The organism is Fodinibius sp. Rm-B-1B1-1 (assembly GCF_038594945.1).
GTDB classification, from domain to species: Bacteria; Bacteroidota; Rhodothermia; order Balneolales; family Balneolaceae; genus Fodinibius; species Fodinibius alkaliphilus.
In genome coordinates this window covers 557,660-583,849 of record NZ_JBCFYD010000002.1, presented here as the reverse complement: position 1 = coordinate 583,849, position 26,190 = coordinate 557,660, and the positions used below count along the sequence as shown (strand labels likewise).

Here is a 26,190-nt window from a genome sequence, read left to right as displayed (position 1 = left end):
ATGCCTTTCGGTGATCACGAATCAATACCAAAAAAAGAAAAAATCTCGGTTTCCTATCTGGTAGAACGTTTACAAGAACGCGTTCAAATAGATCTGGAAAACTTTGTGGCCGAAGGCAATGCCGATCAGCGCTATGTTACCGAGGCGGATCTACACCGCCCCGGGCTGGCGCTGGCCGGATTTGTTAAATTGTTTACTCATCAGCGCATCCAGATTATTGGAAATACCGAAAGCAATTATATCCAAGATCTTTCTAAAGAAGAACAGATTAAAGCTTTTAAAAAGCTGACCCAATATGATATTCCTGTTTTAATACTTACCCACGAAAACCAGTTACCCAACTACCTTTTAGATCTTGCCGAAGAAGCTGGCATTCCCGTGTACGGGACCCCCCTTGAAACCACGCAATTTATGCACTTAACGCGCGACTTTCTCGAAGATCAGTTTGCGCTACAGACTATGGTACACGGTTCAATGGTTGATGTGTATGGTATTGGCATTCTGATCGCCGGAAAATCGGGGATCGGCAAAAGTGAGGTAGCCCTCGATTTAGTAGAACGTGGGCACCGTCTTGTGGCTGATGACGTGGTCATCCTGACAAAGAAAAACAACGTACTGATGACCTCTGCCACCGAAATGAATAAACATTTTATGGAAATTCGGGGACTGGGCATTATCGACATTATGTCGATGTTCGGCATTCGGGCTATCCGCTATCAAAAGCGGCTGGAGGTGGTCTTAGAACTTTCGCTTTGGGATGAATCTAAAGATATAGAACGCACGGGCTTAAACAGGGATGTAACTTCCGTATTAGGGGTTGATATTCCACTCATCAACCTACCTATTACACCGGGTAAAAATATCACCGTAATTGCCGAGGTTATTGCTATGAATTACTTGCTGCGTCATTACGGCTATGATGCGGCCGAAGCATTTCAAGATAAAGTTAAGACACATATCGCCGATAAAGCAAAAGCAGCGGACCCTATGCCCCGCCGGGCAATTGAATACTTTGAAGGCGATATCGAGTAACACGCTGTTCGTTTTTGATATTTTATTTTTATCACTACTTTGTGATCTTTTTGTAACAAACGGCGGTTACAACATCTTGTATATAGATCAGTATGAAATAAAAAATCATCTATGGCTTTGAATAACTATTTCTACTACGACGAGCAGACCTGTGAGTTTGTGCCCGTCGAGTACAACAGTTTGGAACGTATTATTTATACGGCTTGCATATGGATTTTATGTGGTGTCGTACTTTCGGGGATTGGCATTTCTATTCTTTCTTTTTCGGTAGGCACTCCTGCAGAAATTGCGCTAAAAGCTGAAAATCAGGAATTAATCAATCAGCTGGAACAAACAAAAACCAAAATACAGGATCTGGATCAGGAGGTAGAGCAACTTGCCAAAGCCGATAATGAGATGTACCGGTCGGTATTGGGCATGGAAGAGATTCCATATGACGAGCGCGAAGCCGGTGCTGGTGGTGCTGATGTATATTCAGAGTTTGATGTATACAGCCAGGAGACCTCAGAAATATTGAAGTGGACGGCCGAAAATCTCGAAAGCCTGGAGCGCAGTATCAATATCCAGAAAATGAGTTTCAATGAGATTAAAAGCTATTACAACAACAATAGTACCAAATTAAAACATATTCCCGCTATTAAACCCACTGAAGGTATTCTTTTAAGTGGTTTTGGAATGCGGTTCCATCCGGTACTTCGGTATGAAACCCAGCATGATGGCCTCGATTTTCGAGCGAACGTAGGTAGTAAAATCTATGCCACGGGGGATGGTGTTGTCAAATATGCCGGTTTAAAAGGAACATTTGGACGACTCCTGATTATCGACCATGATTACGGCTATGAAACATATTACGCGCACCTCTCCTCTTTCGCAAAGGGAATAAATCCCGGTACGAAAGTAAAGCGGGGAGATCTCATTGGCTTTTCGGGTAAATCGGGACGAGTCTCAGGACCACATTTGCATTACGAAGTTCGGAAAGATGGTTCCCCGGTCGATCCTATCAACTTTTTATTTGCTGATACAACGCCCGAGGAATACATGATGTATAAAGATATTGTTGAGAATAACCATCGCTCGATGGACTAAGATGATTTAAAGATAGTATAAACAACTATTTTAAGGGGCTACTTCCGGGTAGCCTCTTTTTTTTGACAAAACCCTACTTCCAGGCAATCATCATAGTAAATCAGCTATTCACTCCTCCCTTTCCGAAAGATACCGATCAATAAGCTTTTCTGGAGCCCGAACCGTCTTTTTAAGCCAATCGAGCTGCAAGTCGATAATCTCGTTTTCATCTAATTGCCAATCATCTCGTTGGGCCCGCATTCGCTGACTCAATTCATAAAGGCAAAGCGCCGCACTTACTGATATGTTAAAACTTTCACTAAATCCCTGCATCGGAATTTTTGCATACCCATCGGCATGTTCCAGCGCATAATCCGAAAGTCCCGTAAGTTCAGCCCCAAATAACAGCGCTGTTTTTTGATCTAACGAAACCTCATCAATATTAACATCATTTTCGTGAGGAGTCGTCGCAATGATCTGATATCCTTGCCCCTTCAATTGTTCAAAACAGGCGGCCGTATTATTTTGTTTAGGCTGATTATGAGACTGTAGGCTAATCCATTTATCAGCGCCAATAGTTACCCCTTTATTGGGATCAAACTCATTTTTGTTTTCGATGATGTGCACATCCTGAATCCCAAAACAATCGCAGCTCCGTAATACCGCACTGGCATTATGAGGCTGATAAATATCCTCAAGTACGACCGTCAAATACCGAGTTCTTTTCTCCAGCACCTTATTTATGGTTTCCCAGCGGCTGGTCGTTGCAAATTCTCGTAAATAGGTAATAAGTTCTTTTTTTAGGCTCTGATCCATCTAAACAGTGATTATGTTTTTAATGTAAAGAAATGTTATAATGTTCTAAGGCAAATCTTTTCTACATAAAAAACGGAGGTCGTATGCTTGTAAGGGATATACTACACAACAAGGGAAATAAGGTTTACTCCATCGCCCCTAATGAAACAGTTTACGATGCCATTAGCAAGATGGACGAATTAAACATTGGAGCGCTTCTGGTTTTAGATAATGACGATCTTGCTGGTATCATCAGTGAACGAGATTACCGGAGCAAAGTCATTTTAAAAGGCCGCTCATCGAAGAGTACCGAAGTTCGAGAAATTATGACAGAGGATGTCCTTTGTGTTACTCCTTCTGATTCCGTTGAGCGATGTATGGCCATCATGACGGAACATAAAATTCGTCACTTACCTGTCGTAAAATCTAACCAAGTAACCGGAGTAATATCGATTGGAGATTTAGTGAAATCGATCATTTCCAAACAGAAAGTAGAAATTAAAAATATGCGACAATACATCCAGGGCGAAAGTAAATACCCGGGATAAATCCGCAATTATTTATAATAAAAAACCCTTGCAAGAAGCAATTTCCTGCAAGGGTTTTTTAATGCGTTATCCCACTTCCTTTAATCTTCACATCTAATAATAAATCCTTTCTTACGAACAGTGTCTATATATTCGTCCTCCGAATGGTTGCGAATTTTCTTACGCAAATAACTAATATATACGTTGATGTAATTCGTCTGTGTATCAAAATGGATATCCCATACATTTTCGGCAATCTCTTCCTGGGTAACGATATTATTTTTTCGTTTTAATAAGTATACCAACAGGTTATACTCATTATTGGTCAAATCAACCTTTGTTTCGTTCACCCAGAACTCGCGCTCCAGCATATTTATTTTCAACTCACCACACTCCAGGGTACGATTTCCATTTACTTCAACCGTACGTCGCCCGATAGCCTCTATGCGTGCTAAAAGCTCCTCGGTATTGAAAGGCTTTGTCAAATAATCATCAACGCCGGCGCGCAAACACTTTATTTTGACATCCGTTTCCTGCTCGGCCGAAAGTACTAAAATAGGTGTTGTTATTTCCTGATCTCTGACATCTTTCGCCAAATCGAAACCATCTCCATCGGGTAATCCCAGATCAAGGATAATGATATCATACGAATTTTCTACGGCCCGTTCTTCACCACTTTTAGCCGTCTCAGCAATATCCACGTCATATTCATTTTTCTCCAATACCGCCTTTACCAACGTGCGTACGGAAGGATCATCTTCAATGACAAGTACATTCATGGTAGTAAATTTATCTATTCCCTAAATTGCGTCCTGTAGTTTATCGTTGATAGATTATAACCAACTGATGGTAAACATGCTAAGTTTATATCTCAAAATCTATAATAATTTATAGCCAAAAGAGTTAAGCCAGCTCTTAGCTTCATCCAGGTATTGCTCATCTAATTTATGTCCCTTCTCAAGCTCTTTAAATGTTACCCTTGTGCCCCACTTTGCAAGCTGTCGGCAACTTTTTTCTTGTGGCCCACTTTTTACACTTCTGTCGGCTGATCCATGCAATGCCAATACATTAAGCTGCTCATAATTTTGGGGTTTACCTGCAAAAACCTCCGTTTTAATGCGCGCACCAACAACCACTAAATCATCCACCTGCGGGTAGCGTGACAACCCCAGATAACCTGCCAAATAGCCGCCCATAGAATATCCTAAAACAGCAGTGCGTGATGGTGATACCTGCTTGATAACTCTGTCGATTTCCACCTCCACAAACTCCGATGCCGACTCCAAAGATTTTACAAACTGTTCCTGCTCCCCATCATACAAATACCACGAACATCCCCACTCCTCGACCTTTTTCTCACGACTGCGATCATAAATAGGATACGGTGCCTGTATAAAAAGATGGTACCCCTCAACATCAAACATTGGCTCAACCAGTTTTTCAAACAGTTCAATATTCTGATTAAACCCATGCAGATACACAATAAGAGGTTTTTGGGACGACAAGGAGCCTGTCTCAATCAATTTATAAGGCGTTTCAACAGTAAAAGAAGCCTTACCGTTTTTGAGGATATTTTTCATAACTGAACTTTTAATAGTAAGCAAAAAAGTGATGCAAAGTTTACGGATTTGAAGATATCTAATCTACCTATCCACTAATAAAAATTGAAAAGTTGATTGCATTATAGCTACACGATAAATAGTATTTGGTGACTTATCTACATGCGATACAATGAATTACAGACCTAATACCCCAAATATCATGGCTGATTTACGAACAGATTGGACCAAAGATGAAATTTCTGATATCTACCACACTCCTTTGATGGAACTTATTTATCGTGCTGCAACCGTACACCGCGAACATCAAGAAACGGGGGAAGTGCAAGTTTGCACCCTGCTGTCGATTAAAACCGGGGGATGTCCCGAAGACTGTGCCTACTGTCCGCAGTCGGCCCATCACGATACTGATGTGGAAGCTGAAGATATGTTAGAACCCAAAGAAATTCTATCCGCCGCCGAACGCGCCAAAGAAGCCGGGAGCACACGCTTTTGTATGGGAGCAGCCTGGCGTTGTGGACGCGAAACCAAAGATTTTGACCAAGTGTTGGATATGGTAAGCGAGATTACCGACATGGGGATGGAAGTCTGCTGCACCCTGGGAATGCTCACTGATGAGCAAGCAGCTAAGCTCAAAGAAGCCGGTCTCTATGCCTACAATCACAATCTCGATTCGGGAGAAGATTTCTATAATCGGATCATTTCTACCCGCAAATACCAAGACCGTCTGGATACCATAGAACGCGTTCGAAAAAATGATATCAGCGTTTGCAGTGGAGGTATTATCGGGATGGGTGAAACGGATGACGATCGAATTGAACTTATCCATAACCTTTCAACCATGCCCGAGCACCCCGAATCAGTCCCCGTTAACGCCCTAATCGCCGTCGAAGGTACCCCGCTCGAAGATCAACCTAAAGTACCCTGGTACGATATGGCCCGGATGATTGCCACCGCTCGTATCACTATGCCCGATTCTATGGTGCGTCTTTCTGCCGGACGCGTGGATATGAGTATGGAAGAGCAGGCGCTCTGTTTCATGGCTGGAGCAAACTCTATTTTTACCGGCGAAAAACTATTAACTACTGACAACAATGAGCTGGAAGAGGATAAACGCATGTTCGAAATCCTTGGATTAGAACCTCGTGAAGCTTTTAAGGATGCAAAAGAAAAACATGTGCCTGAAAGTGCGGAGGCAGCGGAATAATAAAAGTAGAAAGGGCAAAATGAGAAGGATACAGCTGTCAGCTTTCGTTGTTTTATTGTTCAGCTTAGCTGTCGATGGGGCTTTTGACAATACTACCTTTATTTTTAATGACATGGGTGTAAATCATGGTCGTGTTTACATTTTTATGGCCCAGTAGCTCCTGGACTGTTCGGATGTCATATCCATCCTCCAACAGATGTGTAGCAAAGCTATGGCGAAGTGTGTGACAGGTTGCATGTTTTTTGATTCCACTCTTCTTCACCGCCTGCTTCACTTTTCTCTGGATAGTCGAGTCCGAGATATGATGGCGATGAACTAATCCCGATCTCGGATCTTTTGCCCGTTTTGGAGAGGGAAAAAGATAATGCCATTTCAACTGTTTAGAAGCGTTGGGATATTTTTTCGATAAAGCTTTAGGCAGCAGGGTTTCTTCATAACCTGCAGCTGTATCCTTTTTATGAATCATCTTAACTTTCTGAACCTGGTCTTTCAGCTTCTTCTTGGTTGTCTGTGGCATAATCGTAATTCGGTCTTTCTTCCCCTTTCCGGATCTTACTTGAATCTGATTATAACTAAAGTCAAGATCCAACACCCTAAGTCTAAGGCATTCCGATATGCGAAGTCCCGCCCCATAAAGTAATTCAGCGACAAGTTTTGGGGTACCATCCAACAGATTTAAAACTTGCTTTACCTCATCAGATGTTAACACGACAGGTAACTTTTTAGGTGTTTCTGCCCGTTTAAAATCCATCATTTCCTCTATAGGATCTTTAAGGACATGTTCATAAAGAAAAAGGATAGCACATAACGCCTGATTTTGTGTTGAAGCCGCAACATTGCGTTCTTCTGCCAAATAATTGAGATATTCAATCACCTCCTTTTCGTTCATTTCATTGGGATGACATAAATCATGGAACTTGACAAACCGGACAACCCAAGTAGTATAAGCCTGCTCCGTTCGATAACTATAATTTCTCCGTCGAATTTCTGATCTCATCCGACTCAATAAAGATTTATCAGACATAATGAAGAAGCACTTTGTACCAACGTTTTATTAGTAAGACCGCTAAACCAGCCACTCCTTACAAATTAATATTACATCACAATGTTATATCAATACCCTTTGACATAATATTCTGAAATAATATAGGTTTTGGACTTTACCCTATTTTTCAGGAAAATAGAGGCCTTGATATAAAAATTTATACACATACCTTAGTTGGTATAATTACAGTTAGGTACACTCTTTGTTTCTAAGGTTATTTGCCTTCTTAATCTTATCCCTAATCTTGCCACATTCCCCCATGCCCCCATCAATTCCCATTCCGCCCCTGTTGGTATAATAGAATTGTTGCGTACAGGTTTCCCTTTCACCACAAGTGCATTTTTTAGGAGTGTATTTTCTGGATCTCCATAAGTTATTCCACCAAAGCTTTATGCCTGTTTCCATAATGTCGTGTACCTAACCATGCGCATTAAGCGGATAAAACTCGCCTTAACCTTCCGCATATTGTTCGCGCTCTGGATTTTCACTTGCTTGTTTTAACTTCGTTAACCGCATGTCAAACATACGTTCTGCCCACCGCAAAGAATTTGCCTGTGGTGTCCATGTAGGCCAGTCATAATTTTGCGGTTCAGCATCTTGTAATTCCATTATCTCATCATGCGCTTGGTTTAAATCCTTGCACAATTGAATAATTAGATCTCTCATATTTTCCTTAGTCGGTTCATCGCGCTCACTTTTGCTTGTACTCATAATATTTCCTCATCTATTTATGTTATCGGTTTGTTTTACAGCTTATGCGCTCCGTCGTTAGGTAAACTTAAATTGTAATCTAAATTTTCATTCCAGATTGGAAGAACCAAAAAGGCTCACCCCAGAAAAAGACACTCTGAGAGAATTATATCTTAAATCAGGTAATCAATGTGCCTTTCCGAAATGCCAAAATGTAATCATGGACGAAGATGGAGATTATGTTGGAGAAGTATGTCATATTGAGGCTGCCATGCCTGGTGGCGAAAGATTTAATCCTGACCAAACAAATGAAGAAAGAAGAAGTTTTGATAACCTGATGCTATTGTGTCAAATACATCACACAAAAACTAACGATGTAGAAAAATTTCCTGTTGGTCGTCTTAAAATGATAAAATATCAGCATGAGGATAGATATACTTCAGCAGTTGATAAAATATTCAATAGTATCACAGATAAGACAAAAGAGATTAAAGTTGCCCCTCCTGCAAAACTTTCAAAAATAAGTAAAAGCCTCAGTTGGAATCTAAAAGAAGATGAACTTGAAGAAACTGCAAAGGATATTCAAGAATATTTGGATGTCTTAAGTAAAGTACCTGAAAATTCAAGGAGAGTTTATACCATTATGATTGAAAGGCACGAGAAAAATTTCTTCGATAATGTTATAAATCCGGAAGAGTTAGAGGAAGTAACACAAACAAGAGCGGAGAAATTAAAAAAACATATAAGAATTTTAGAAAAATATGATTTGACTACAGATTATTACTTGAACATGGATGAAAAGCCAGAAGTTGAAATAAAGGATTTTAATGACTGGGACATACCAATCCAACTTTTTGAATTCTGTAAAAAAGAAGAAATTGAATTATCAGAATTACTAGTCAATCTAAATTTTAAGCTTCTTGGGTAAGTTTACCTAACCCGCGCATTAAGGGGACGTGCCTCGCCAATTTTTGCCAACCTCTCTTTTTATAGTTACCCTTTCATCTGTAAACAATTTCAACACGTTGGCGCACGCAGCTTATGCGCAAGGTCGTTAGGTGGCTTCGTAAAACGATAAACTAGAAATATTAAAATTAACCAATTATATATGTCAAAAAATCATCGTTCTGAAGCGTTTGGAAAGACTGAAAGCGGGTTCTTATGGTGTTTACATTGTGAACGCGCTTATGAAGAAGATGACTATAGAGTAGTTGAAAAAGATGGAGAAGAGTTTCAAATGTGCCATTATGAAGGTTGTAATGGAAGTACCGTAACTGATGGTTGGGCTTGGGAGGATTATAGAGAAAAACATCCCGATGCACCCAAAAAGCCTGAAATTGGCAAAGTTTATCCACTCTATCCTGAATAACAAAAATTCTTTATTATGGCTTTTTTGGGAATCAATATAACTTTGACAAGCTTCGGATTAATTTTAGATATATTGGGAGCTAGTTTACTTTTTTGGGGAAATCTTTCTTGGAAAAAAGAAGGTGACAAAGCTGTACTAAAAAAAGGTATAACTTGGGATGAAGGGCTAAGCAAACCAATTCGCAATCTACGTTATGAACAATTTGGTTTAGGAATACTAATTCTTGGTTTTATACTACAGTTCATAGCTTCTATCTCAAATTAAGCCACCTAACCCGCGCATTAACGCGGACAGGCCTCGCCATCTCCTTGCCTCCCTTCCAGTTATTGGTTAATCTATCGTTTTAAAACTTATTCAACGCTCCGGCGCCTGCCGGTTATGCGCAAGGTCGTTATACTTCAATTCAAATATTAGAGCTATCAAGCAACTGTTCAATCATATTGAGGAAATTGTTCCACTGGAGGATTCTGACCGTTCGGTCATTCAGGAGCATTTTGAAGTGAAAGAACTACAAAAGAACGAAATCCTTTTATTTAAAGGCGACGTTTCAAGACATATGCGGTTTATAACGGATGGCTGCTTGAAATGCTACCATATTGACGGGGATGGTGATGAACAAATATTGCAGTTTGGCATTGAAGGGTGGTGGATTAATGATTTATATAGCTATCTAACACAAACCCCAGCTAAATACTTCATTCAAGCTATTGAAGACAGTTCCATACTTCAAATTGAACGAAATTCATTAGAGCAAATTTACAAACAGATTCCCTCCTTAGAACGATTTTTTCGCATTAAGATTCAACATGCCTATGTCGCATTGCAGGATCGAACAATTCATAGCATGAGTAAGCCTGCCAAACAGCGGTATCTGGATTTCCGAGAGTCTTACCCCAACATTGAGCAACGGGTGCCACAGTATATGGTTGCATCATACTTGGGAATAACCCCAGAGTTTCTCAGTTCCATTCGCAATGAAATAACAAATTCATGATTTCTTAAGATACCTTAAGTCTTTTCTTGCAACTTCTTGACACGTTAGTGCTGTAATAAATTAGAACAAACCCAACAGCACTATGAAAAATCACATTATCGCATTTGTAGGAAGCAATAGTCCACAATCAATTAATGAGGAACTCACAAAAGCAGCAATAAACAATTTAACTGATGAAAATGTGGAATATATTGATCTCAAGAAGATGGATATTCCGATGTATGGCAAGGAGATAGAAAAACAAGAAGGTATCCCAACACCCATTAAGCATTTATACCAGAAAATGACAAAAGCTGAAGGGTTTATAGTGGCTTCCCCAGAACATAATGGCCTTTTGCCTGCATTCTTTAAAAATATCATTGACTGGTTAACACGTATAGATCAAGAAATCTTTATGAATAGTCCCGTTCTGTTACTTAGTGCCTCTCCCGGGGATAACGGTGGTGCAACAAATCTATCGATTCTATCAGATCTTATGCCTTTTTGGGGCGCTGAAATAATTGGCACCTATTCTCTTGGTAAATTCAATGAACACTTTGATACCGAGTTACAAACCATTGCCAACCAAGAGGAAGCGAAACTGTTTAGAGATGTACTGAAACAATTTGAAAAAGAACTGCCTAAATCAATGGCACATTAGAATTGAAGTATAACCCGCGCATTAACTCGGACAGGCCTCGCCATCTCCTTGCCTCCCTTTCATTTATTAGTTAATCTTTCGTTTTACAATTAAATCAATATTCCGGCGCCTGCCGGTTATGCGCAAGGTCGTTAGCTGGCCTAAATTAAAATCCAATACATGCTAAATACTATTACTGGAAATATTGAACTAACAATAACTGTACTTTTATTCTTAGGTACAGCAATAGGATTTTTTAAATACAAATTTTTAAGGCGTCCCAGAATCAATATTGAAGTAAAAAAATTAACTGGGAAAAAGAGAATAAAAGAAGAAGTTAATTATCCAATTGATAGTGATGACACTCCAAATGCAGAAGATTTAATCCATCGATATCATTATGAAATTAACTTTGAAATCGAAGTACTTAATAATTCTGAAGTAGATGCCTATGACATAGAGTTGGAGGTACTTGATACTTTAGAAGGCCACTTTCGTTTTTTCCATCCATTAGAATTTAGTCCTCTATCTTCCCAAGATACTTATTTGATTCAGGGAAAATATATTAAAGATGTCGAGGCTCCATTGAAGAAAGGACCAAATATTCCAACTATACAAAGAGAATTGCTTGAAAATTTTCAGTTAAGAACAAAGGTGGTTAATCAATATCGTGTAAGAAATTTTTATACTCATTATTCTCAAGAAGAAAATACTTTTACTTTTTTTAAACCTTAAAATAATAAGGGCCAGCTAACCCGCGCATTAACGCGGACGCACCTCGCCAATTCTTTGCCCCTCTTGGTTTTAAGGCTCTTCTTTCGTTAGTTACAAAATAAACAGCAGTCCGTGCGCAGGTTATGCGCAAGGTCGTTATACAGCAACACCCAAAATGATGAAATCAATAATATCCACAGTTGGAGTTTCTATTGCTTGGTCAGTATTAGCTGCTGTAATTGGAACAGCTTGCTGGATCCTACTCCTAACCATCATTCACCCATTAACATTAGGAGAGTCACTCACTGAAATAATAAACCACAGTAAAAGCACGGCTATTGGTGCTTTATATTTTGGTGGATTTATAGCTTTTCTGTTCTCTATTCCTTACTCGCTTATTTTTATCATTTATCTAACATTTAAAGGCAAATTTTGGCTAAGTGATAAGACTAAAGTAGAAAACGCCATCTCAACATTTGTTTTATCTCTTCCATTGGTCATCACAGTTTTTATTTCGACAGTAATGCCAACAGGAAGTTTAGGACCATTTTGGAGAAGAGGCTTTGAGTTGTCAAGTTGGGTTTTAATTGCTGCATGGGTTGGAATTTTAATTTCTAGGCTCCTAATAAATCCACTAATAAACCACCGTAAAGTTGCTGTATAACCCGCGCATTAAGGGGACGCACCTCGCCTGGTCTTGCCAACTTTTGGCTTTTTAGCTCTCCGTTCATTATTTATCAACTCAACGTATTCCGTGCGCACCTTATGCGCAATGTCGTTAGGCTTTTTTGTAAATAATGAACTTTTTTATATAAAATTTGCAATCATCTATGAAGGACAAGAAGTTTGTCAGAAATTGTTTCGGACCTTTCATTGGAATAATTATCTATCAATTGTTATTTGATTTTTCTGACCTATTCCAAAATTATTGGACAAGCTTTTTCGTGGAAATATTGATCATGAGTTTTTTTGCATTTGGTGGTATAATGCTCATTGAATTTTTGGGCAAAAATATTTCCCTCTTTCAGACTAACGAACAAGAAAATGCCTAACCCGCGCATTAAACGGACGTGGCTCGCCTGGGCTTTCCCAAAATTGGTCGCTCTTTTTGCCAATTTTTTAGTTAATTGCTTTTCAAAAGTTTAGCAGCAACGGTCAGTCTCTCTTCGTAATTTTTTTGCTGGCTTCTTCAAAATGGTCGCGGCCATTGCTTTTTGGATCGCTCCCTTTTGCTTGTGTTTTCGGCTGTAGTTTTTAACTTGATTCTAATTCGTAACCACGCACCTTATGCGCAATGTCGTTAGGCGTTTTCAATATAAAATCACAGTCATATGTTTTTAAATGGTTCATCAATGTATTTAGAAATGTCAAGAGCGTTGTTAGATATTGATGTCGAATTGGAAAAAGATAAAAATCTAAATGGTATAGAAGATATTCCAATACCGGTTAAAGCAAATCTAAAATTTATACAATTCTCAGGCTCTGTAATTTTTAGCATTTCATATCTAGAAGCTAATATTAATCATAGCCTCTCCGATATTTTTAAAGACAGAATTAAACTGCAAAAAATTAATGATCAAGAGTTAAGGAATAAATTAGCTGAAAACTTTTCTAATCTGAAAAGTAAATATGACTCTGAAGATTCACGGAATGAATTATTTCGGTATGAAAAACTTACTAAAAAGCTAAATATACTCTATCACACTTTTGATTTAACAAGATTAAGTGAAAGTCCAGACGAAACAGATCAAAGATTATGGAATGATCTAAATAAACTACAGGACATTAGAAATGAATTAATCCATTTAAAACCTGATTTTGTAGAATCAGAAGAGTTTCTGGATTTCTTTAATACTGGTGAAGAAGAGTTTAAGCAAAGATTAAGAACACCTTTATTTATAGTCTTTAAATTACACGAGGATCTACCATCAATTATTCCTAATCTTAAAGAAAATGCAATTATAGAAAAGCTTATTTTTAAATATAAAGGTGATGCAATAAATGAACACCTTTTAACTACTGGTACACCTTATACTATCCAAAATGTTAAAAGGCATGGAACAAGATGGATCTTTTAATCAAGGTTTATCAAAACGCCTAACCCGCGCATTAAGCGGACACGCCTCGCCAATTCTTTGCCCCTCTTGGTTTTAAGTCTCGTCTTTCGTTAGTTGCTAATTTAACATTTCATCGCGTGCAGCTTATGCGCAAGGTCGTTATCCGGCCTCTTTCTTGGAGAATCAACTTTCATAACTTTATTATTCCTTTTCTGTTCCATCTTTTTTAATCTATTACTAGAGGATAAAAAATTCATTATGATGGAACTACCTTTTACTACAGAACAGTTTCTTAATGTTTTTCAAGTTTACAACAATGCTATCTGGCCATCCCAGTTGATCGCTTACCTATTCGGGATTGTTGCCGTAATTTGTTCCTTTTGGAAATCGCCAGCTTCTGATAAAATTATTAATTCTATTTTAGGGTTTTTTTGGCTTTGGATCGGTGTTGTCTATCACATTCTATTTTTTAGTGAAATCAACAATGCCGCTTTTGGTTTTGGTACCTTATTCATAATTCAGGGCTTATTATTCTTGGAAATTGGGCTGTTTACTGATAAAATCCAATATCACTTTAACGCTAATACTTTTGGTATCACTGGAATCATACTCATTGCTTATGCCATGGTCATTTATCCTATCATTGGCTCCCTTTTAGGTCATTCTTATCCATTTTCACCAATGTTTGGTGTTACACCCTGTCCGGCTACCATCTTTACGTTTGGGTTACTTTTATGGACTAACCAGCAAATCCCTTGGTGGTTTCTTCTTATACCTGGTCTTTGGTCAGTGATTGGATTTACGGCAGCCTTTCAACTAGGCATTGTTGAAGATACTGGCTTGCTTGTTTCGGGAATTCTCAGTATTGGATTATTACTATACCGTAATATGAAAAAGAACTCTCAAAAACTTAATCCGGCCGCATAACCAGCGCATCAACGGCGGACGCAGCCGCGGCTTCGGTCAAAGCAGTTGCTTGTGAGTGTTCAAATTCCTAGCCTTTAAAGAAACCACAGACTCTGCGCCGGTTATGCGCGGAGGCGTTAGCAGTATTAATTAAATTGATATGGCAAAAGTACTTTTTGACAAAATTTCTAAAGCTACTATTCCAAGACATGACGGAGGGAAACGAATATCCCAAAATGAAGAGATTGCTCTGAAATCTACGTTTGCGGAAAGTCTGCTCCTTTCTGACCAAATTTATGTTAATAATTTTGGACCTAATTTAAACCTTGTAGTTTTACTTAATTGGTTAGGCCAAGATTTATTAGAAGAACTAATTCATAAAGGAAGTATCTCTTTTTTTCATAGTAATACAACAGTTGGATATGCCAATAAGGATACGGCTGCCTTATTGAATGCCAATCCCGGATTTATGGCTTTCCAAGGAGTTGGAAGTCACTTTGAATCAGTTTATGATGGCACTTATTCAATCTTAAAAGAGCAAACAGAATTAAGCGACTACGACATTGGTCGATTAGCAACTTTGGTTGATGCCAATAACAAAGACCTCGATTGTTTTGAAATTGGCAAAAAAGCTTCTCGCAAAGGAAACCAATTACTGGAAACATATGATAAATCAGAGTCAAAATACCTGGACTTTGCTAACGCAATGTATCTAGCCGGTCTCTCTTCTCAATTAGATTGTGAGCTTGTAATTGCTGCAGATAGGTTTCTTGATAATCTGAATACTTATTTCGATTCAATAATTGACTATTCCAAGTTAACTACTAAACCTTTTCAAACGATCTTGGAATATGAAGATATGCCAAGTCTTCAAGCATTATTACTGGATGGACAAATTTCGTTTGAAGAAATAGTCAAAATTCGAGAAAACAAAGAAGCAGAAAAATTTAGAGATTGGTTATTCAACATCCAGAATGAAGATGAAATAGGTGTAATCAAAGAGTATTCCAAGGAAGTTTTCCACCCATTATATGAAACACCATTTAGTAAACCAGTGAGATTTGCAATTAACTCTGCATTAACAATTGGATTATCTTTCGTTGAACCGCAAACTGCAATAATAACAGGTTTAAGTTATCAAGCCTTTGATGAATTGATCATAGATAAAATATCAAAAGGTTGGTCACCAAAAATATTTATAAAGAAAATACGCAAAGAATAAATACTGCTAACCCGCGCATTAAGTGGGACGTGCCTCGCCGTTGGCTGCCGGTTTCGATTTGATTAGTTTCCGTAGTACATTTTAAAACAAATACAACGTCATTTTGCACGCCCCTTATGCGCAATGTCGTTATACCGCTTATTCATAACTTTAAGCCATTCTTGCCGTATCATACCATCTTGGCAATTAATCTAACTAAAACTTGAAATTATGATACTTACGATTCACACCCTCAGTGGAGTTATTGCTATCATCACAGGTGCCTGGAATTTAGTTAGCCAGAAAGGAACACAACAACACCGCCTCGTCGGATGGATCTATATTGGCTCGTTTACTATGCTCCTTCTCACCTCGTTTGGCATCTACGAGATGTTTGGCGGCTTCGGCCCCTTTCACATCATGTCAATTGTAAGCACGGTTACCCTCGGGCTCGCCATTTACTTCCCGCTTCGTAGAGAACACTATGAAGGATGGATAGAACATCATTACTTTTGGATCTTATACTCCTATATCGGTCTGTTAATGGCGACTGGCTCACACTTATCCCGATATGGTCCATCTGGATGGCCCTTCTGGGCACGCATTCTGCTATACTGGGGTGTCCCACTCGTTATTGGTTCTGCACTAATATTCAGAAAAAAGACCCAAATTCTCGAACGTTATCAAGCATCTCAAACCTCAGAAAGTGCGGTATAACAACGCATATTACCACGAACTTATCTCCAACTTTGGCTTAAGTTTTTGTTGCTTCTTTTAACGTGAAAATTTCAATAAAGCCAAAATAAATAGCTGTTTCTAAATCATAAAAGCGGTATAACCCGCGCTTTAAGGGGACGCGCCTCGCCTATTCTTTGCCAGCTTTTTGGTTTTTCAACTCTTCGTTCGTTATTTAGCAATCAACAAAGCTTTCGCGCGCTCCTTAAGCGCAATGTCGTTATACTGCTAAAACCCAATTCATCTAATTATGAGATCAATTCTACTCTTTTTGCTCCTACTTTTTTTAAACACAAATTTAATTTATTCCCAATCAAGTGATTCAACGAAAGTAGCTGAGAATTTTCAGGCACAAAAAATTCAAGTTCTTGAAAAAGAGTTAGAAACCACACAAAAATATTTAGATGAAATAACTGATACAGTTTATTGGTCACTGGGAGTTTTAGTAACTATTGCAGGCTTATTAGTAGGTTTTGGATGGTTTAGTAATTTCAAAGTTTACGAAAGAGATAAAAAAGCTCTAAGAAATGAATTAAAATCTTTGTTGAATCAAGAATCCCAAGAATTGGAATCCAGTCTGAACAATCGTTTTTCTGAAGTTTCAAATAATATAAGTGAAAATGTAAAAGAGTTTAGAGAAAACATTAGAAATCATGCCGAAGAAACAATAAAAGAAGAATCTGAAACTCTTAAACAAAAGGTAAAAAGCTTAAATAATAGCATTGAGTATTTGAAAAGATTAAACAAACAGAGGAAGCTCGAATCTTATAAAGCTGAAAGAAGATATTGGGAATTAAAAGAAGTTGAACAAAATGAGATGTCCTTATACAGACAAATTTTAAAATTAGCTATTGAATTAAATGACGAGACTGAAATTTCCTACGCCTTACAGGGTATACGAGAACTCTATAAAAAAGGGATTGATAGTGGTCCTGCTTTTGAGCCTGTATTAATGAAATTACTTGAAAATTTACCCTCAAAATATTCAGAAGAAGTAGCGAGTATCAAATCAATGATCAGAAAATCTAAAGAAGCATAGCAGTATAACCCGCGCATTAAGGGGACGCACCTCGCCAGGTCTTGCCAACTTTCTGGCTTTTTAGCTTTCCGTTCATTATTTAACAAATCAATAATTTTACGTGCGCACCTTATGCGCAATGTCGTTATACCTTAAAAATTGTGATGGATATACTTCTCATGAAGTCACGTTTTTTAATCATTATCTTTCTTGTTAGCGTTTCTGTGATATCAGTCAATCTTGGATATGCACAGAACCAGGAAAAAGCGAAGAATACCTTCGGAATGGAACAACTTAATCCAAATGCTCCAAAACAGCTTTCAGCTTTTGGTTTCCTCCTTGGTAAGTGGAACTGCAAGGTTATAGCCAAACAGGAAGATGGAACCACGTCTGAACTTCGTGCAACCTGGAAGGGGCAAACCATTCTTGATGGATACGTAATTGCGGATGAATATCAGATGATGGACTCAGAAGGAAGTCTGGTGATGCTGGGAATGAATTACCGAGCCTACAATACAGAAACTGATGTCTGGAATATGAAATGGCTTGAAGCTTTATCTGGAACGTGGTTGGATTTGGGGACTCAAGAACTCGGGGGTGTTCAAATCACCGATACAACAATTGTATACAAAGCTGAATATAAACCTGGAGAACTTCATAGAATATCGTTTTCTGACATTACCGAGAACCATTTTATCTGGAGCGTCGACATATCAACAGATGGAGGGCAGAGCTGGAATGAATCTGTTATGATTATTCAGGCGAACCGAAGTCTGTAAGCTTAATCACAAATTTTTAAGGCATAACAAGGGCTTCAAGCGGACGATATTGCGTTTTTAACCTCACTTAAAGTTTGTTAGCCCTGTGCCGTTATACCGCAAAACTGAGGACTTTTCTGTATTGAAATGATGCGAAACTTTTATTTAGAAACAGTAACCAACGATAAATATGGTAAGCAAAAAATCAGCAAACCTGCATGAAGTATGGAAAGCAACACACACTTTAAAAACGTAGTTAAGCCTGGCAAATCACAAAGGCCATTTTAATTTTAGCAAGGTGAGCCTGGATTATTCTTTTGTAGAGCAGTGCGCTTGGATACATTGCCTGATCCCTCCACAACTTCCAGACGGCCTGGGTTGTCTGGGTCATAGATATAATAGGCATATAGCCCATACCAATCTAAGCGAACATAAGATTGGGTCCCATTAAAACTTTGGGAATAGTCGTGCCAACCAGAATGGCATATATTATCGTTGCTAGGAATGTTATAACCAAGGTGTTCCCCTGTTCCTCCGTCACCAAAGTCGATTAATTCGGTCTGTGATATTGAACCGTCCACGTTATACCAGATAAAATACCATTGGCCCTTCAGATCAAAATCCCTCTCAGTAATTTTAGCTTTCACATTTGTGGATCTGATAAACCCTTCTTTATTCACGGTAATATCAAAGCTAAACTCTTCTTCCGCTCCTGTAGTCGATTCAAATTTAACTTTCTCCCCATTTTGAGACACAAGATTTACGTTAGAATTTGAAATATTGGATATGGTGATGTCACCGGTTTCCAATTCGACTGCTTCTTCATCCGACTCAAAGGTCGGTAGTTTTCCAAGCAACTCAGTAAAATCATTCCAATTTGAGCGTAGTTGATCGTATGAGACGATAAAGAATTCGGTTTCTTCAGTTATTTCACTGTCTGAGGACTGAATAGTTCTAAATTTGCCATCAATCCCCATATCGGTTTCGGTTTCATTCGGATATTCTTCGGTTACGACTAAGAAAATAGCTTTTACAAAAATCCAATTTGCTTCAAGAAAATCTACAAGATTATGTTTCAACTTAAGAACTGCGGGACGCACTTCAGTGATTAATAAATATGCAGCAGTACCAAACGATAATGTGCTCCCAATAGCTGTAAGTCCCCATGAAGTCGGTCCAGCATACCAAACTTGTGAACCTAGATATGCCGCTGCTGTACCATAACCAACCCATTCACCAGTTTTTGCCAAACTTTTCCCCAATTCATTGAAGGAGTCGCCCAAATTGCTTGCTGTACAAGGATAATAAGTTTTATAATTAGTTTTGGGACAGTCAGAGTTTGCTAAGGATTTACGTGAAAATTTGTTATAGGTTTTAGAAACATTCTGATTAAAGTTTCTAAAAAGATCTTTATTAGCTTCATAAAATAAAGCCACTTCCTCTTTCTGTTCACTTGTCAATGAGTTATAAAGCTCTTGAACTTCACTCTTTAATTTTTTCGTATTCTCCACTTCCTGTTGATCAATCAGAGTATCAGATGATAGACTCGATAGCTCATCATCGATTCCTACAAATGCATCCGAAACTGTCTCCTCAGGGTTAGAAACTACGATTTGATTAACCTCGTAGTCAATTTCGCCTAATTCAAAACCTAGACTTTGAGTACCACTTTCGACGTTAGGTACTATGAAAGTAAGCGTGGAATCAGAAGTCTTGATAAGTTCTACTTCAGAGCCTGCAAACGTAGCCGTATATTTATCGTCAAAGTCTGTGTTGACTAGCAAAGAGGTAATCTCAAATGTATTTACATTTTTGTTTTGAGCAACTACATCTTCTTCAATTTCTATGGGTTCTTCAGAAGGATTTGTTGGATCTGAACCCGAAACACCACTCTTTTTACAGCCAAAGATTAGCATCATGCAAGAAATAAGGAGTGTAATATGAAAAATTTTCATAGCGGCTGTTTTAGTAGAAGTTTATACTATAAGCTATTGTGGTAAACTCTTGGCAACAATGAATGATTAACATTGGGTATTTTTAATCCCCCCCTCCAATTATTTAAACAAGCATATACTTTAATATTGTCAAAAACCATTAGAATCGATTTAAATATCAATTGCTGGATTTAAGTGGTCCTACTTTTTATATGTTTTGCGATATAACCCGCGCATTAACTCGGACGTGCCTCTCCATCACTTACCACATTTTTGGCTTTTTATCTTTCCGTTCATTATTTAGTTAATCAACATCATTTTGCACGCCGGTTATGCGCCAGGTCGTTAGGTAACTAAATAAATCTTATGGAAGACAAAGAGAAAAATATTTGGGAAAGTGAACCAGTTATCGTTTTTGATACATCCACTTTACTAGATTTTTATTTTTATCCCCAAAAGACAAGAGAAAAGATATATAATAACGTTTTTAAAAAGTTAGACAATCGACTTTGGATTCCAAACCATGTGTACTTTGAATTCTTAAAGAACAGAAAGTCTGTTATAAAAAAGCCAATTAATAAGAGCTACTTACCATTAAGAGATACACTAAAAAGAATACAAAAAGGAATTGAAAAAATTGAAAACAACTATAAAGACTTTCACCAAAAATCTAAGAAGCCTGACCGTTTCCCACATATTGACGAAGAATTAACCAAACAGTATTCAGATTTAGTAGAAAAAGTCGAGGAGGAAATAACTAATTTTAATGATAAGCTAATTACAAAAATTGAAGAGGCTGAAACTGAAATTAAGGAAACAGTAGAAAACGATGATCATTTTGAAAAAATTAAAGAATTTTTCTCAGTAGGAAGATCATATAATTTTTCAGAATTATTAGAAATAGTAAAAGAAGGTGAATTAAGATATAGAAACAATATACCTCCCGGCTATAAAGATTCTGATAAAGATGGAATTCAAAAGTTTGGTGATCTTATTATTTGGAAACAGATACTTGAATTTATTGAGAGTGAAAAGAAGAATTTAATTTTTGTCATTGATGATCAAAAAGAAGACTGGATTAAAGAGACTAGTGGCGAAAATTACTTTCCTAGATTAGAACTTGAGATGGAACTAAATTCAGTTAGCGGCAAAGAATTATGGATTTATAATCAAACAGATTTTTTAAGGGCAGCAAATGAAATTTTAGAAGCTCAATTTGATCCCGATGACTTACTAACGATTGAGGAATACTTAGAACAAAAGAGTGAGTTTGAAGAAGATCCTGTTCTAATTTGCAAATGCAATGATTGCGGTTTTATGACAGAATTTTATGAGGAAAATTTATTTATTGATTGGCAACATGTTGCAAGTTATGATAGGAATATGGGACCTGAGCTAGAATATGAAGCAATATTGAATTTACCTTGCAAAAATTGCCAAAAAAACTTCGAGATAATTTTTAGAGGTTGGGAATATCCTATGGGTGCTGTAAATAGTACAGATATTGAAAATTATGGTTGTGAAATTATTGATGTTAGTTTCCCTAAAGTACCAGTGAATATTTAGTTACCTAACCCGCGCATTAACTCGGACGTGCCTCGCCATTACTTCCCAGAATTTTGGCTTTTAAGCTCTCCGTTCATTATTCAAGTAATTAACATCACTTTGCACGCCGGTTATGCGCAATGTCGTTAGCTGTCGGTTTGGCATTTTGCACCCAACAGTCCATTTTGAAATATATTTAATAGAGTTGGCTACCAATTAATCAAAGAGAAATAAAATGAGTACTGATATTGAAAAAGCTGAATTTCATCTTGAAGCAGATGAATATGAGAAAGCTGAAGAAATATTCTCCGAAATATTCGACTCAGATAGCAATTCTAACCAAGCAATCAAAGGACTTGTAATCTGTAAAGTCGCTCGAAGTAACTTTGATGATAGTAAAATTAAAGCAGCTAGTGTTTATTTTGATAAACTCGATGAGTCTAAACTCAGTGTTGAAGAAAAAGAAGAGTTTATTAGTAGCCTGCTTGATCAGGTTGAAAAATATTTCAAGAAACTGAACAAGAAATTCAGAGAGGAAGCAAATGAATTAACTAAAAGACCTGCTCTTGATGGTCAACTTTATGCAGTCAAAGAACTTAGCGACACCACAGATTATATGGACTTCTTAAATAAAAATGTCGATAAGTTTGAAGAAGGGATTGAATTAGCTTCAAAAAGTTATGATTTGACTAAGTACAAAGAAGATACTGCATTCAAAATAGTCTCTTTGCACGATTTATTTTTCAAAAGTATCAAGGAGACACCTCAAATGACTGGAAAAACGCTACTTGATTCAAAAGAGCTCTCTGACCTAAAAGAGTCTCGTAAAAAATGGCTTGATTTAAGTGGTGAAAACAAATCAAAAGTTACAGCTGATCCATCCGACTCAAGTGGTTGCTTGGTATTAATTTTTGCACTCTCAGGTTTAGTCGGCTCGGTATTTTTAGCCCTATTTACATTACTGTAATTCAATCAATATTTGAAACCGACCAGCTAACCCGCGCATTAAGCGGACACACCTCGCCAATTCTTTGCCGCTCTTGGTTTTAAAGTTCATCTTTCGTTAGTTGCTAATTTAACAGTAAATGCGTGTGCAGCTTATGCGCAAGGTCGTTAGGTGTTTTTGAAATTTAGTTGATCAATTTTTCCACAGACTTTGAAATCTTTATATCATGGTTATCTGAGAATTTAATTATTACATCTTTAATTCCAGAGTAATTATTAACTAACCATTGATTCCGTTTTTTTGATATGTAGTTTACTCCTCCTGTAGTTGCTTGAAACACAGCAATTACTTCATCGGATTTTAAATTATCTTCAAGATATTTGTAGGTATCATCGTCAGATTCTGGATGTGAAATAACAATATTACTATCACTATTTATAAAAATGTCGTAATTGGGTGGGATACTCATAGTTGTCTCTTTTTGTTGAAGAGATGATTGGTAAAAAAATATTTGTTCTTGTACTAATTTAAAACCGATTTTCTAGGTCAGTCAAATTTAGAAAATGATATTTTCCATAAATATTTTAACTGAAGCAGTTTTAATTGGAATAATATCCTCACTTACTGCAGCTTTTATTACTTGGGGTATTTCAATCTTATATAAGAAATTGAGGGACTGGCTAAAATTTAAAGATCTAGCTGGCACCTACGATGGATATGGTTATCAAGAAGATACAAATGAGTGGTCACTTAAGGATGAGCCGCAAAGTAAAGCCACTATTAATCGAATAAGAAAAAACATTTTAGAAATTCAGGTCATGTCCATAAATAAAAATGGAAGATATATTTGGAAGGGAACAATTTTTATGGACTCTGAAAATCAAGGCTCAATTTCTTGGCGCTATATAAAATGGGGTGGTGTTGAATACGGTAATAAAAGGCACAAATTTGGTTATAAGAAAATTACAATAGTTGAGGATGATGAAAATATCTATTTCTACTTAAGCCCAGAACCAAATGATGGATTTGACAAGGCTGTATTTATAAAAAACACCTAACCCGCGCATTAACTCGGACGCACCTCGCCAATTATTTACCTCTCTTGGTTTTAAGCCTCTTCTTTCATTAGTTGCTAATTCAAACAGTAATCTGTGCGCCGGTTATGCGCCAGGTCGTTAGCGCAAAACCAAAATAACTATTCACAGTTGATCTATGAGAACTTATTTTTCAGACATAATTCCAAAGTTTAAAAAATATAGTCAGAAGTTAGATGATGTAACCCTTCTAACTAATCAACATTGGCTTATATTCAATGAGAATTCGTCTAAAAGAGTAGTTTACATATTTCGAGATAATAATGAGTTACTAATCTCAAAAAATGGTAAGGTTGAAAAAGGGAGCTGGGAGTATTTAGGCAATAGTTCCCTACTAATTGATCAGGGTAATAGTAGTTTCTTATTTAATCATGGGTTTTTAAATGAAAAAATTCTTGCTTTAAAGACAGATGGGGAAAATGAATATGCTATACTTCTAAATGAGCAAAAAATACAAAGAGAAATCTCCACTTTGGAAGATGTTACTGAACTCCTTAAGAAGAGTTCTCAGAGAGAATATTTGCCAAATGAAAAACAAGAATCTAAAAATAGACCCAAACAACACTTATCAGAAAGTGCCCAAAAAATTGCAGATAGCGATGTAAGTTATGACTACAATATGCTTGGTTTATGGGTTGTGATAATATTGGTTGCTTACTTGTTATATTTTATAGTCAGCTCTTCATAATGTAAGGGTTTTCCGCTAACCAGCGCATTAACGCGGACGCACCTCGCCAATTCTTTGCCCCTCTTGGTTTTACGACTCTTCTTTCGTTAGTTGCTAATACAACACTAATTCGTGCGCAGGTTATGCGCAATGTCGTTAGGCTGCGCGGCTAAGGCCATCTCGGTTTGTCAAAAAGTGCGGCCACAATTTCTGCTATAAATTTGGCTATTAATCGGTTACGGTTTTCGGTCATTGGTTAACGATTGCTCCTGCCTGGCTGGCTGCAAAATTACAGCCTATCGCCTCTTTTAACGAGTGACTTTACAACGTTTATTGCTGTTTCCCAGGTTTTGCCTCCTCGCTCCTTTCTCTCGTCCCGCACTGGCGCCGCTTCCAACTTCTTCTCCCGCCCTGCTTCTTTCACATTCCTCAGGTTTTGGTGGCACTGGTTTCGGGCCTCAGCCTAACCAGCGCATTAACGTGGACGCACCTCGCCAATTCTTGCCCCTCTTGGTTTTAAGTCTCTTCTTTCGTTAGTTGCTAATTCAACAGTAATCCGTGCGCCCGTTATGCGCAAGGTCGTTATACCCACTTTATTCTCAGCAATAAATCGAGATTATGAAAAGATGTACAGAACAGATTAGCAAACTTCTTAACAATGGATCCTCTGTTTACTCAGCAACTTTTGTTTTCCGTATTAAAAATTACGATTCGGAGTTCGAAAGTTTAAATAGCATTATAGATGAAGTGGCGAACTCTAATTCTGGTTTTTTAGGCAAGGAGAGCTGGTCTAATGAAGAAGAAAACAAAAGGGCAGTAGTTTATTATTGGGATAGCTTAGAATCATTAAAACAATTTTCTAACAACCCAAATCATCAAAAAGCCAAGCAGAATTATAACAAATGGTATAGCGGTTATGAAATTATTATCTCAGAGGTTGTGAATTTCAAATCAGATAATGGTCTTCAATGAAAAGTGGGCATAACCCGCGCATTAACGCGGACAGGCCTCGCCATCTCCTTGCCTCCCTTTCATTTATTAGTTAATCTATCGTTTTAAAACTAATTCAAGACTGTTGCGCCTGCCAGTTATGCGCCAGGTCGTTAGGCATTAACTTTAAAACCAAAATAGATTATGAATAAATTACTTGAGAGTATTGCTCATATCCTTATAGAAGGAGAATATTCATCTTTTATCCAACTAATTTTAACTGTAGCTATTTCGGTCAAAGTCTTATCATTCATTACAAAAACCCTTCAACTTGAGTCAAGCAAGAAAGTAATAAAAGCATGCAAAGAAAAAGCTATAAAAATTGGAGAATGGTTCTTAAAAGCTAATAGGCATCCAAAAGAACCCAGCCCCTTAACTTTAAAATTTCTCAGGTGGTCTGAAAAATTGAGTTACTGGAGCATTGCTTTATATTTTTTTGCATTCTTTTTGACAACTTTAGGTCTTTTAGTATTAAATACACCAGAAGGCATAAAAGGTTTTTTCGCTTTCTTATTTGTTCTTTCTCTTTTCTTTGCATCAAATATCTATTATGTACAGGGCTTAAAAGTCAATACACAGATAGATAGTTAATGCCTAACCCGCGCATTAAGGGGACACGCCTCGCCAGGGCTTGCCAACTCTCTGGCTTTTTCCCTTTCCGTTTGTTATTTAACTAATCAACATTCCATCGCGTGCAGCTTATGCGCAATGTCGTTAGGCAAA

General features: G+C 37.6%; 30 protein-coding genes. 23 read left to right on the top strand and 7 right to left on the bottom strand.

Going from position 1 to position 26,190, the window contains the following annotated elements; translation table 11 throughout:
• Together hprK and AAFH98_RS09875 are read left to right on the top strand one after the other, a co-directional pair.
• Window positions 1–1,032 (top strand): HPr(Ser) kinase/phosphatase, encoded by a 1,032-nt coding sequence (gene hprK, locus AAFH98_RS09880; RefSeq protein WP_342522541.1) that lies wholly within the window; start codon window positions 1–3, stop codon window positions 1,030–1,032.
• Window positions 1,033–1,143: 111 nt separating this feature from the next.
• Window positions 1,144–2,118 carry a M23 family metallopeptidase gene (locus AAFH98_RS09875; protein ID WP_342522540.1) on the top strand — a complete coding sequence of 325 codons (975 nt, stop codon included), beginning with the start codon at window positions 1,144–1,146 and terminating at the stop codon, window positions 2,116–2,118.
• 108 nt (window positions 2,119–2,226) lie between these two features.
• On the opposite strand, the gene AAFH98_RS09870 is transcribed toward AAFH98_RS09875, so the two are convergent.
• On the bottom strand, window positions 2,227–2,913 hold the full coding sequence (locus AAFH98_RS09870; RefSeq protein ID WP_342522539.1) for a TrmH family RNA methyltransferase: 687 nt from the start codon (window positions 2,911–2,913) through the stop codon (window positions 2,227–2,229).
• 83 nt (window positions 2,914–2,996) lie between these two features.
• Here AAFH98_RS09870 and AAFH98_RS09865 point away from each other — a divergent pair, with 83 nt between their 5' ends.
• Window positions 2,997–3,440: a CBS domain-containing protein gene (locus tag AAFH98_RS09865; RefSeq protein ID WP_342522538.1), complete on the top strand. Its 444-nt coding sequence runs from the start codon at window positions 2,997–2,999 to the stop codon at window positions 3,438–3,440.
• A gap of 80 nt (window positions 3,441–3,520) precedes the next feature.
• Here AAFH98_RS09865 and AAFH98_RS09860 read toward each other — a convergent pair whose 3' ends face one another.
• Window positions 3,521–4,198: a response regulator transcription factor gene (locus tag AAFH98_RS09860; protein WP_342522537.1), complete on the bottom strand. Its 678-nt coding sequence runs from the start codon at window positions 4,196–4,198 to the stop codon at window positions 3,521–3,523.
• 99 nt (window positions 4,199–4,297) lie between these two features.
• On the bottom strand, window positions 4,298–4,999 hold the full coding sequence (locus tag AAFH98_RS09855; RefSeq protein ID WP_342522536.1) for an alpha/beta hydrolase: 702 nt from the start codon (window positions 4,997–4,999) through the stop codon (window positions 4,298–4,300).
• A gap of 181 nt (window positions 5,000–5,180) precedes the next feature.
• Here AAFH98_RS09855 and bioB point away from each other — a divergent pair, with 181 nt between their 5' ends.
• Complete coding sequence (gene bioB / locus AAFH98_RS09850; protein ID WP_342522535.1) at window positions 5,181–6,185, top strand: biotin synthase BioB; 1,005 nt, start codon at window positions 5,181–5,183, stop codon at window positions 6,183–6,185.
• A gap of 64 nt (window positions 6,186–6,249) precedes the next feature.
• Here the strand turns inward: bioB and AAFH98_RS09845 are convergent, their stop codons facing one another.
• Window positions 6,250–7,209, bottom strand: coding sequence for an integron integrase (locus AAFH98_RS09845; RefSeq protein ID WP_342522534.1), 960 nt, complete (start codon window positions 7,207–7,209; stop codon window positions 6,250–6,252).
• 471 nt (window positions 7,210–7,680) lie between these two features.
• Complete coding sequence (locus tag AAFH98_RS09840) at window positions 7,681–7,941, bottom strand: hypothetical protein (protein ID WP_342522533.1); 261 nt, start codon at window positions 7,939–7,941, stop codon at window positions 7,681–7,683.
• A gap of 97 nt (window positions 7,942–8,038) precedes the next feature.
• Here AAFH98_RS09840 and AAFH98_RS09835 point away from each other — a divergent pair, with 97 nt between their 5' ends.
• The 13 genes from AAFH98_RS09835 to AAFH98_RS09775 all read left to right on the top strand — a co-directional run bounded on the left by AAFH98_RS09835 (window position 8,039) and on the right by AAFH98_RS09775 (window position 18,312).
• Window positions 8,039–8,848, top strand: a complete 810-nt coding sequence (locus tag AAFH98_RS09835; RefSeq protein WP_342522510.1) for a hypothetical protein — start codon at window positions 8,039–8,041, stop codon at window positions 8,846–8,848.
• A 180-nt stretch (window positions 8,849–9,028) separates the two neighbouring features.
• Window positions 9,029–9,289, top strand: a complete 261-nt coding sequence (locus tag AAFH98_RS09830; RefSeq protein ID WP_342522532.1) for a hypothetical protein — start codon at window positions 9,029–9,031, stop codon at window positions 9,287–9,289.
• Window positions 9,290–9,304: 15 nt separating this feature from the next.
• Window positions 9,305–9,553, top strand: coding sequence for a hypothetical protein (locus tag AAFH98_RS09825; RefSeq protein ID WP_342522531.1), 249 nt, complete (start codon window positions 9,305–9,307; stop codon window positions 9,551–9,553).
• A 235-nt stretch (window positions 9,554–9,788) separates the two neighbouring features.
• Window positions 9,789–10,283, top strand: a complete 495-nt coding sequence (locus AAFH98_RS09820; RefSeq protein ID WP_342522530.1) for a Crp/Fnr family transcriptional regulator — start codon at window positions 9,789–9,791, stop codon at window positions 10,281–10,283.
• A gap of 82 nt (window positions 10,284–10,365) precedes the next feature.
• Complete coding sequence (locus tag AAFH98_RS09815) at window positions 10,366–10,923, top strand: NADPH-dependent FMN reductase (RefSeq protein WP_342522529.1); 558 nt, start codon at window positions 10,366–10,368, stop codon at window positions 10,921–10,923.
• 159 nt (window positions 10,924–11,082) lie between these two features.
• Window positions 11,083–11,637, top strand: a complete 555-nt coding sequence (locus tag AAFH98_RS09810) for a hypothetical protein (protein ID WP_342522528.1) — start codon at window positions 11,083–11,085, stop codon at window positions 11,635–11,637.
• A 154-nt stretch (window positions 11,638–11,791) separates the two neighbouring features.
• Window positions 11,792–12,280, top strand: a complete 489-nt coding sequence (locus AAFH98_RS09805) for a hypothetical protein (RefSeq protein ID WP_342522527.1) — start codon at window positions 11,792–11,794, stop codon at window positions 12,278–12,280.
• A gap of 688 nt (window positions 12,281–12,968) precedes the next feature.
• Window positions 12,969–13,694: a hypothetical protein gene (locus tag AAFH98_RS09800; RefSeq protein ID WP_342522526.1), complete on the top strand. Its 726-nt coding sequence runs from the start codon at window positions 12,969–12,971 to the stop codon at window positions 13,692–13,694.
• Between the two features lie 237 nt (window positions 13,695–13,931).
• Window positions 13,932–14,600, top strand: a complete 669-nt coding sequence (locus AAFH98_RS09795; protein WP_342522525.1) for a DUF6064 family protein — start codon at window positions 13,932–13,934, stop codon at window positions 14,598–14,600.
• A 139-nt stretch (window positions 14,601–14,739) separates the two neighbouring features.
• Window positions 14,740–15,801, top strand: coding sequence for a hypothetical protein (locus tag AAFH98_RS09790; protein ID WP_342522524.1), 1,062 nt, complete (start codon window positions 14,740–14,742; stop codon window positions 15,799–15,801).
• 210 nt (window positions 15,802–16,011) lie between these two features.
• A complete protein-coding gene (locus AAFH98_RS09785) occupies window positions 16,012–16,497 on the top strand; it encodes a DUF2306 domain-containing protein (protein WP_342522523.1) in 486 nt (161 codons plus the stop codon).
• A gap of 268 nt (window positions 16,498–16,765) precedes the next feature.
• Window positions 16,766–17,554: a hypothetical protein gene (locus AAFH98_RS09780; RefSeq protein ID WP_342522522.1), complete on the top strand. Its 789-nt coding sequence runs from the start codon at window positions 16,766–16,768 to the stop codon at window positions 17,552–17,554.
• Between the two features lie 143 nt (window positions 17,555–17,697).
• Window positions 17,698–18,312, top strand: coding sequence for a hypothetical protein (locus tag AAFH98_RS09775; protein ID WP_342522521.1), 615 nt, complete (start codon window positions 17,698–17,700; stop codon window positions 18,310–18,312).
• 269 nt (window positions 18,313–18,581) lie between these two features.
• Here AAFH98_RS09775 and AAFH98_RS09770 read toward each other — a convergent pair whose 3' ends face one another.
• Window positions 18,582–20,246, bottom strand: coding sequence for a hypothetical protein (locus AAFH98_RS09770; protein ID WP_342522520.1), 1,665 nt, complete (start codon window positions 20,244–20,246; stop codon window positions 18,582–18,584).
• 345 nt (window positions 20,247–20,591) lie between these two features.
• Between AAFH98_RS09770 and AAFH98_RS09765 the strand changes: the two genes are divergently transcribed.
• Both AAFH98_RS09765 and AAFH98_RS09760 read left to right on the top strand, forming a co-directional pair.
• Window positions 20,592–21,791, top strand: coding sequence for a PIN-like domain-containing protein (locus AAFH98_RS09765; RefSeq protein ID WP_342522519.1), 1,200 nt, complete (start codon window positions 20,592–20,594; stop codon window positions 21,789–21,791).
• A gap of 214 nt (window positions 21,792–22,005) precedes the next feature.
• The gene (locus AAFH98_RS09760; RefSeq protein ID WP_342522518.1) at window positions 22,006–22,737 is read left to right on the top strand and encodes a hypothetical protein; all 732 of its coding nucleotides are present in this window, start codon (window positions 22,006–22,008) and stop codon (window positions 22,735–22,737) included.
• Window positions 22,738–22,900: 163 nt separating this feature from the next.
• On the opposite strand, the gene AAFH98_RS09755 is transcribed toward AAFH98_RS09760, so the two are convergent.
• Window positions 22,901–23,185, bottom strand: coding sequence for a hypothetical protein (locus AAFH98_RS09755; RefSeq protein WP_342522517.1), 285 nt, complete (start codon window positions 23,183–23,185; stop codon window positions 22,901–22,903).
• A 94-nt stretch (window positions 23,186–23,279) separates the two neighbouring features.
• On the opposite strand from AAFH98_RS09755, the gene AAFH98_RS09750 reads away from it, so the two are divergent.
• From AAFH98_RS09750 to AAFH98_RS09735, 4 genes are all read left to right on the top strand, one after another.
• A complete protein-coding gene (locus AAFH98_RS09750; RefSeq protein ID WP_342522516.1) occupies window positions 23,280–23,774 on the top strand; it encodes a hypothetical protein in 495 nt (164 codons plus the stop codon).
• 154 nt (window positions 23,775–23,928) lie between these two features.
• Window positions 23,929–24,498 (top strand): hypothetical protein, encoded by a 570-nt coding sequence (locus AAFH98_RS09745; protein ID WP_342522515.1) that lies wholly within the window; start codon window positions 23,929–23,931, stop codon window positions 24,496–24,498.
• A gap of 597 nt (window positions 24,499–25,095) precedes the next feature.
• A complete protein-coding gene (locus AAFH98_RS09740; RefSeq protein ID WP_342522514.1) occupies window positions 25,096–25,449 on the top strand; it encodes an antibiotic biosynthesis monooxygenase family protein in 354 nt (117 codons plus the stop codon).
• Window positions 25,450–25,611: 162 nt separating this feature from the next.
• Entirely contained in the window at window positions 25,612–26,058 is a 447-nt protein-coding gene (locus AAFH98_RS09735) for a hypothetical protein (protein WP_342522513.1), read from the top strand.
• Window positions 26,059–26,190: the final 132 nt, after the last annotated feature.

Bases quoted from the DNA above. Each gene is read 5' to 3' on its own strand.
- AAFH98_RS09805 (WP_342522527.1), top strand. From the start codon at position 11,792: ATGATGAAATCAATAATATCCACAGTTGGAGTTTCTATTGCTTGGTCA.
- AAFH98_RS09755 (WP_342522517.1), bottom strand. From the start codon at position 23,185: ATGAGTATCCCACCCAATTACGACATTTTTATAAATAGTGATAGTAAT.
- hprK (WP_342522541.1), top strand. From the start codon at position 1: ATGCCTTTCGGTGATCACGAATCAATACCAAAAAAAGAAAAAATCTCG.
- AAFH98_RS09860 (WP_342522537.1), bottom strand. From the start codon at position 4,198: ATGAATGTACTTGTCATTGAAGATGATCCTTCCGTACGCACGTTGGTA.
- AAFH98_RS09780 (WP_342522522.1), top strand. From the start codon at position 16,766: ATGAGATCAATTCTACTCTTTTTGCTCCTACTTTTTTTAAACACAAAT.
- AAFH98_RS09735 (WP_342522513.1), top strand. From the start codon at position 25,612: ATGAATAAATTACTTGAGAGTATTGCTCATATCCTTATAGAAGGAGAA.
- AAFH98_RS09765 (WP_342522519.1), top strand. From the start codon at position 20,592: ATGGAAGACAAAGAGAAAAATATTTGGGAAAGTGAACCAGTTATCGTT.
- AAFH98_RS09855 (WP_342522536.1), bottom strand. From the start codon at position 4,999: ATGAAAAATATCCTCAAAAACGGTAAGGCTTCTTTTACTGTTGAAACG.
- AAFH98_RS09745 (WP_342522515.1), top strand. From the start codon at position 23,929: ATGAGAACTTATTTTTCAGACATAATTCCAAAGTTTAAAAAATATAGT.
- AAFH98_RS09800 (WP_342522526.1), top strand. From the start codon at position 12,969: ATGTATTTAGAAATGTCAAGAGCGTTGTTAGATATTGATGTCGAATTG.
- AAFH98_RS09750 (WP_342522516.1), top strand. From the start codon at position 23,280: ATGATATTTTCCATAAATATTTTAACTGAAGCAGTTTTAATTGGAATA.
- AAFH98_RS09775 (WP_342522521.1), top strand. From the start codon at position 17,698: ATGGATATACTTCTCATGAAGTCACGTTTTTTAATCATTATCTTTCTT.
- AAFH98_RS09770 (WP_342522520.1), bottom strand. From the start codon at position 20,246: ATGAAAATTTTTCATATTACACTCCTTATTTCTTGCATGATGCTAATC.
- AAFH98_RS09795 (WP_342522525.1), top strand. From the start codon at position 13,932: ATGATGGAACTACCTTTTACTACAGAACAGTTTCTTAATGTTTTTCAA.
- AAFH98_RS09875 (WP_342522540.1), top strand. From the start codon at position 1,144: ATGGCTTTGAATAACTATTTCTACTACGACGAGCAGACCTGTGAGTTT.
- AAFH98_RS09790 (WP_342522524.1), top strand. From the start codon at position 14,740: ATGGCAAAAGTACTTTTTGACAAAATTTCTAAAGCTACTATTCCAAGA.
- AAFH98_RS09740 (WP_342522514.1), top strand. From the start codon at position 25,096: ATGAAAAGATGTACAGAACAGATTAGCAAACTTCTTAACAATGGATCC.
- AAFH98_RS09870 (WP_342522539.1), bottom strand. From the start codon at position 2,913: ATGGATCAGAGCCTAAAAAAAGAACTTATTACCTATTTACGAGAATTT.
- AAFH98_RS09815 (WP_342522529.1), top strand. From the start codon at position 10,366: ATGAAAAATCACATTATCGCATTTGTAGGAAGCAATAGTCCACAATCA.
- AAFH98_RS09845 (WP_342522534.1), bottom strand. From the start codon at position 7,209: ATGTCTGATAAATCTTTATTGAGTCGGATGAGATCAGAAATTCGACGG.
- AAFH98_RS09785 (WP_342522523.1), top strand. From the start codon at position 16,012: ATGATACTTACGATTCACACCCTCAGTGGAGTTATTGCTATCATCACA.
- AAFH98_RS09830 (WP_342522532.1), top strand. From the start codon at position 9,029: ATGTCAAAAAATCATCGTTCTGAAGCGTTTGGAAAGACTGAAAGCGGG.
- AAFH98_RS09865 (WP_342522538.1), top strand. From the start codon at position 2,997: ATGCTTGTAAGGGATATACTACACAACAAGGGAAATAAGGTTTACTCC.
- AAFH98_RS09760 (WP_342522518.1), top strand. From the start codon at position 22,006: ATGAGTACTGATATTGAAAAAGCTGAATTTCATCTTGAAGCAGATGAA.
- AAFH98_RS09840 (WP_342522533.1), bottom strand. From the start codon at position 7,941: ATGAGTACAAGCAAAAGTGAGCGCGATGAACCGACTAAGGAAAATATG.
- AAFH98_RS09810 (WP_342522528.1), top strand. From the start codon at position 11,083: ATGCTAAATACTATTACTGGAAATATTGAACTAACAATAACTGTACTT.
- bioB (WP_342522535.1), top strand. From the start codon at position 5,181: ATGGCTGATTTACGAACAGATTGGACCAAAGATGAAATTTCTGATATC.
- AAFH98_RS09825 (WP_342522531.1), top strand. From the start codon at position 9,305: ATGGCTTTTTTGGGAATCAATATAACTTTGACAAGCTTCGGATTAATT.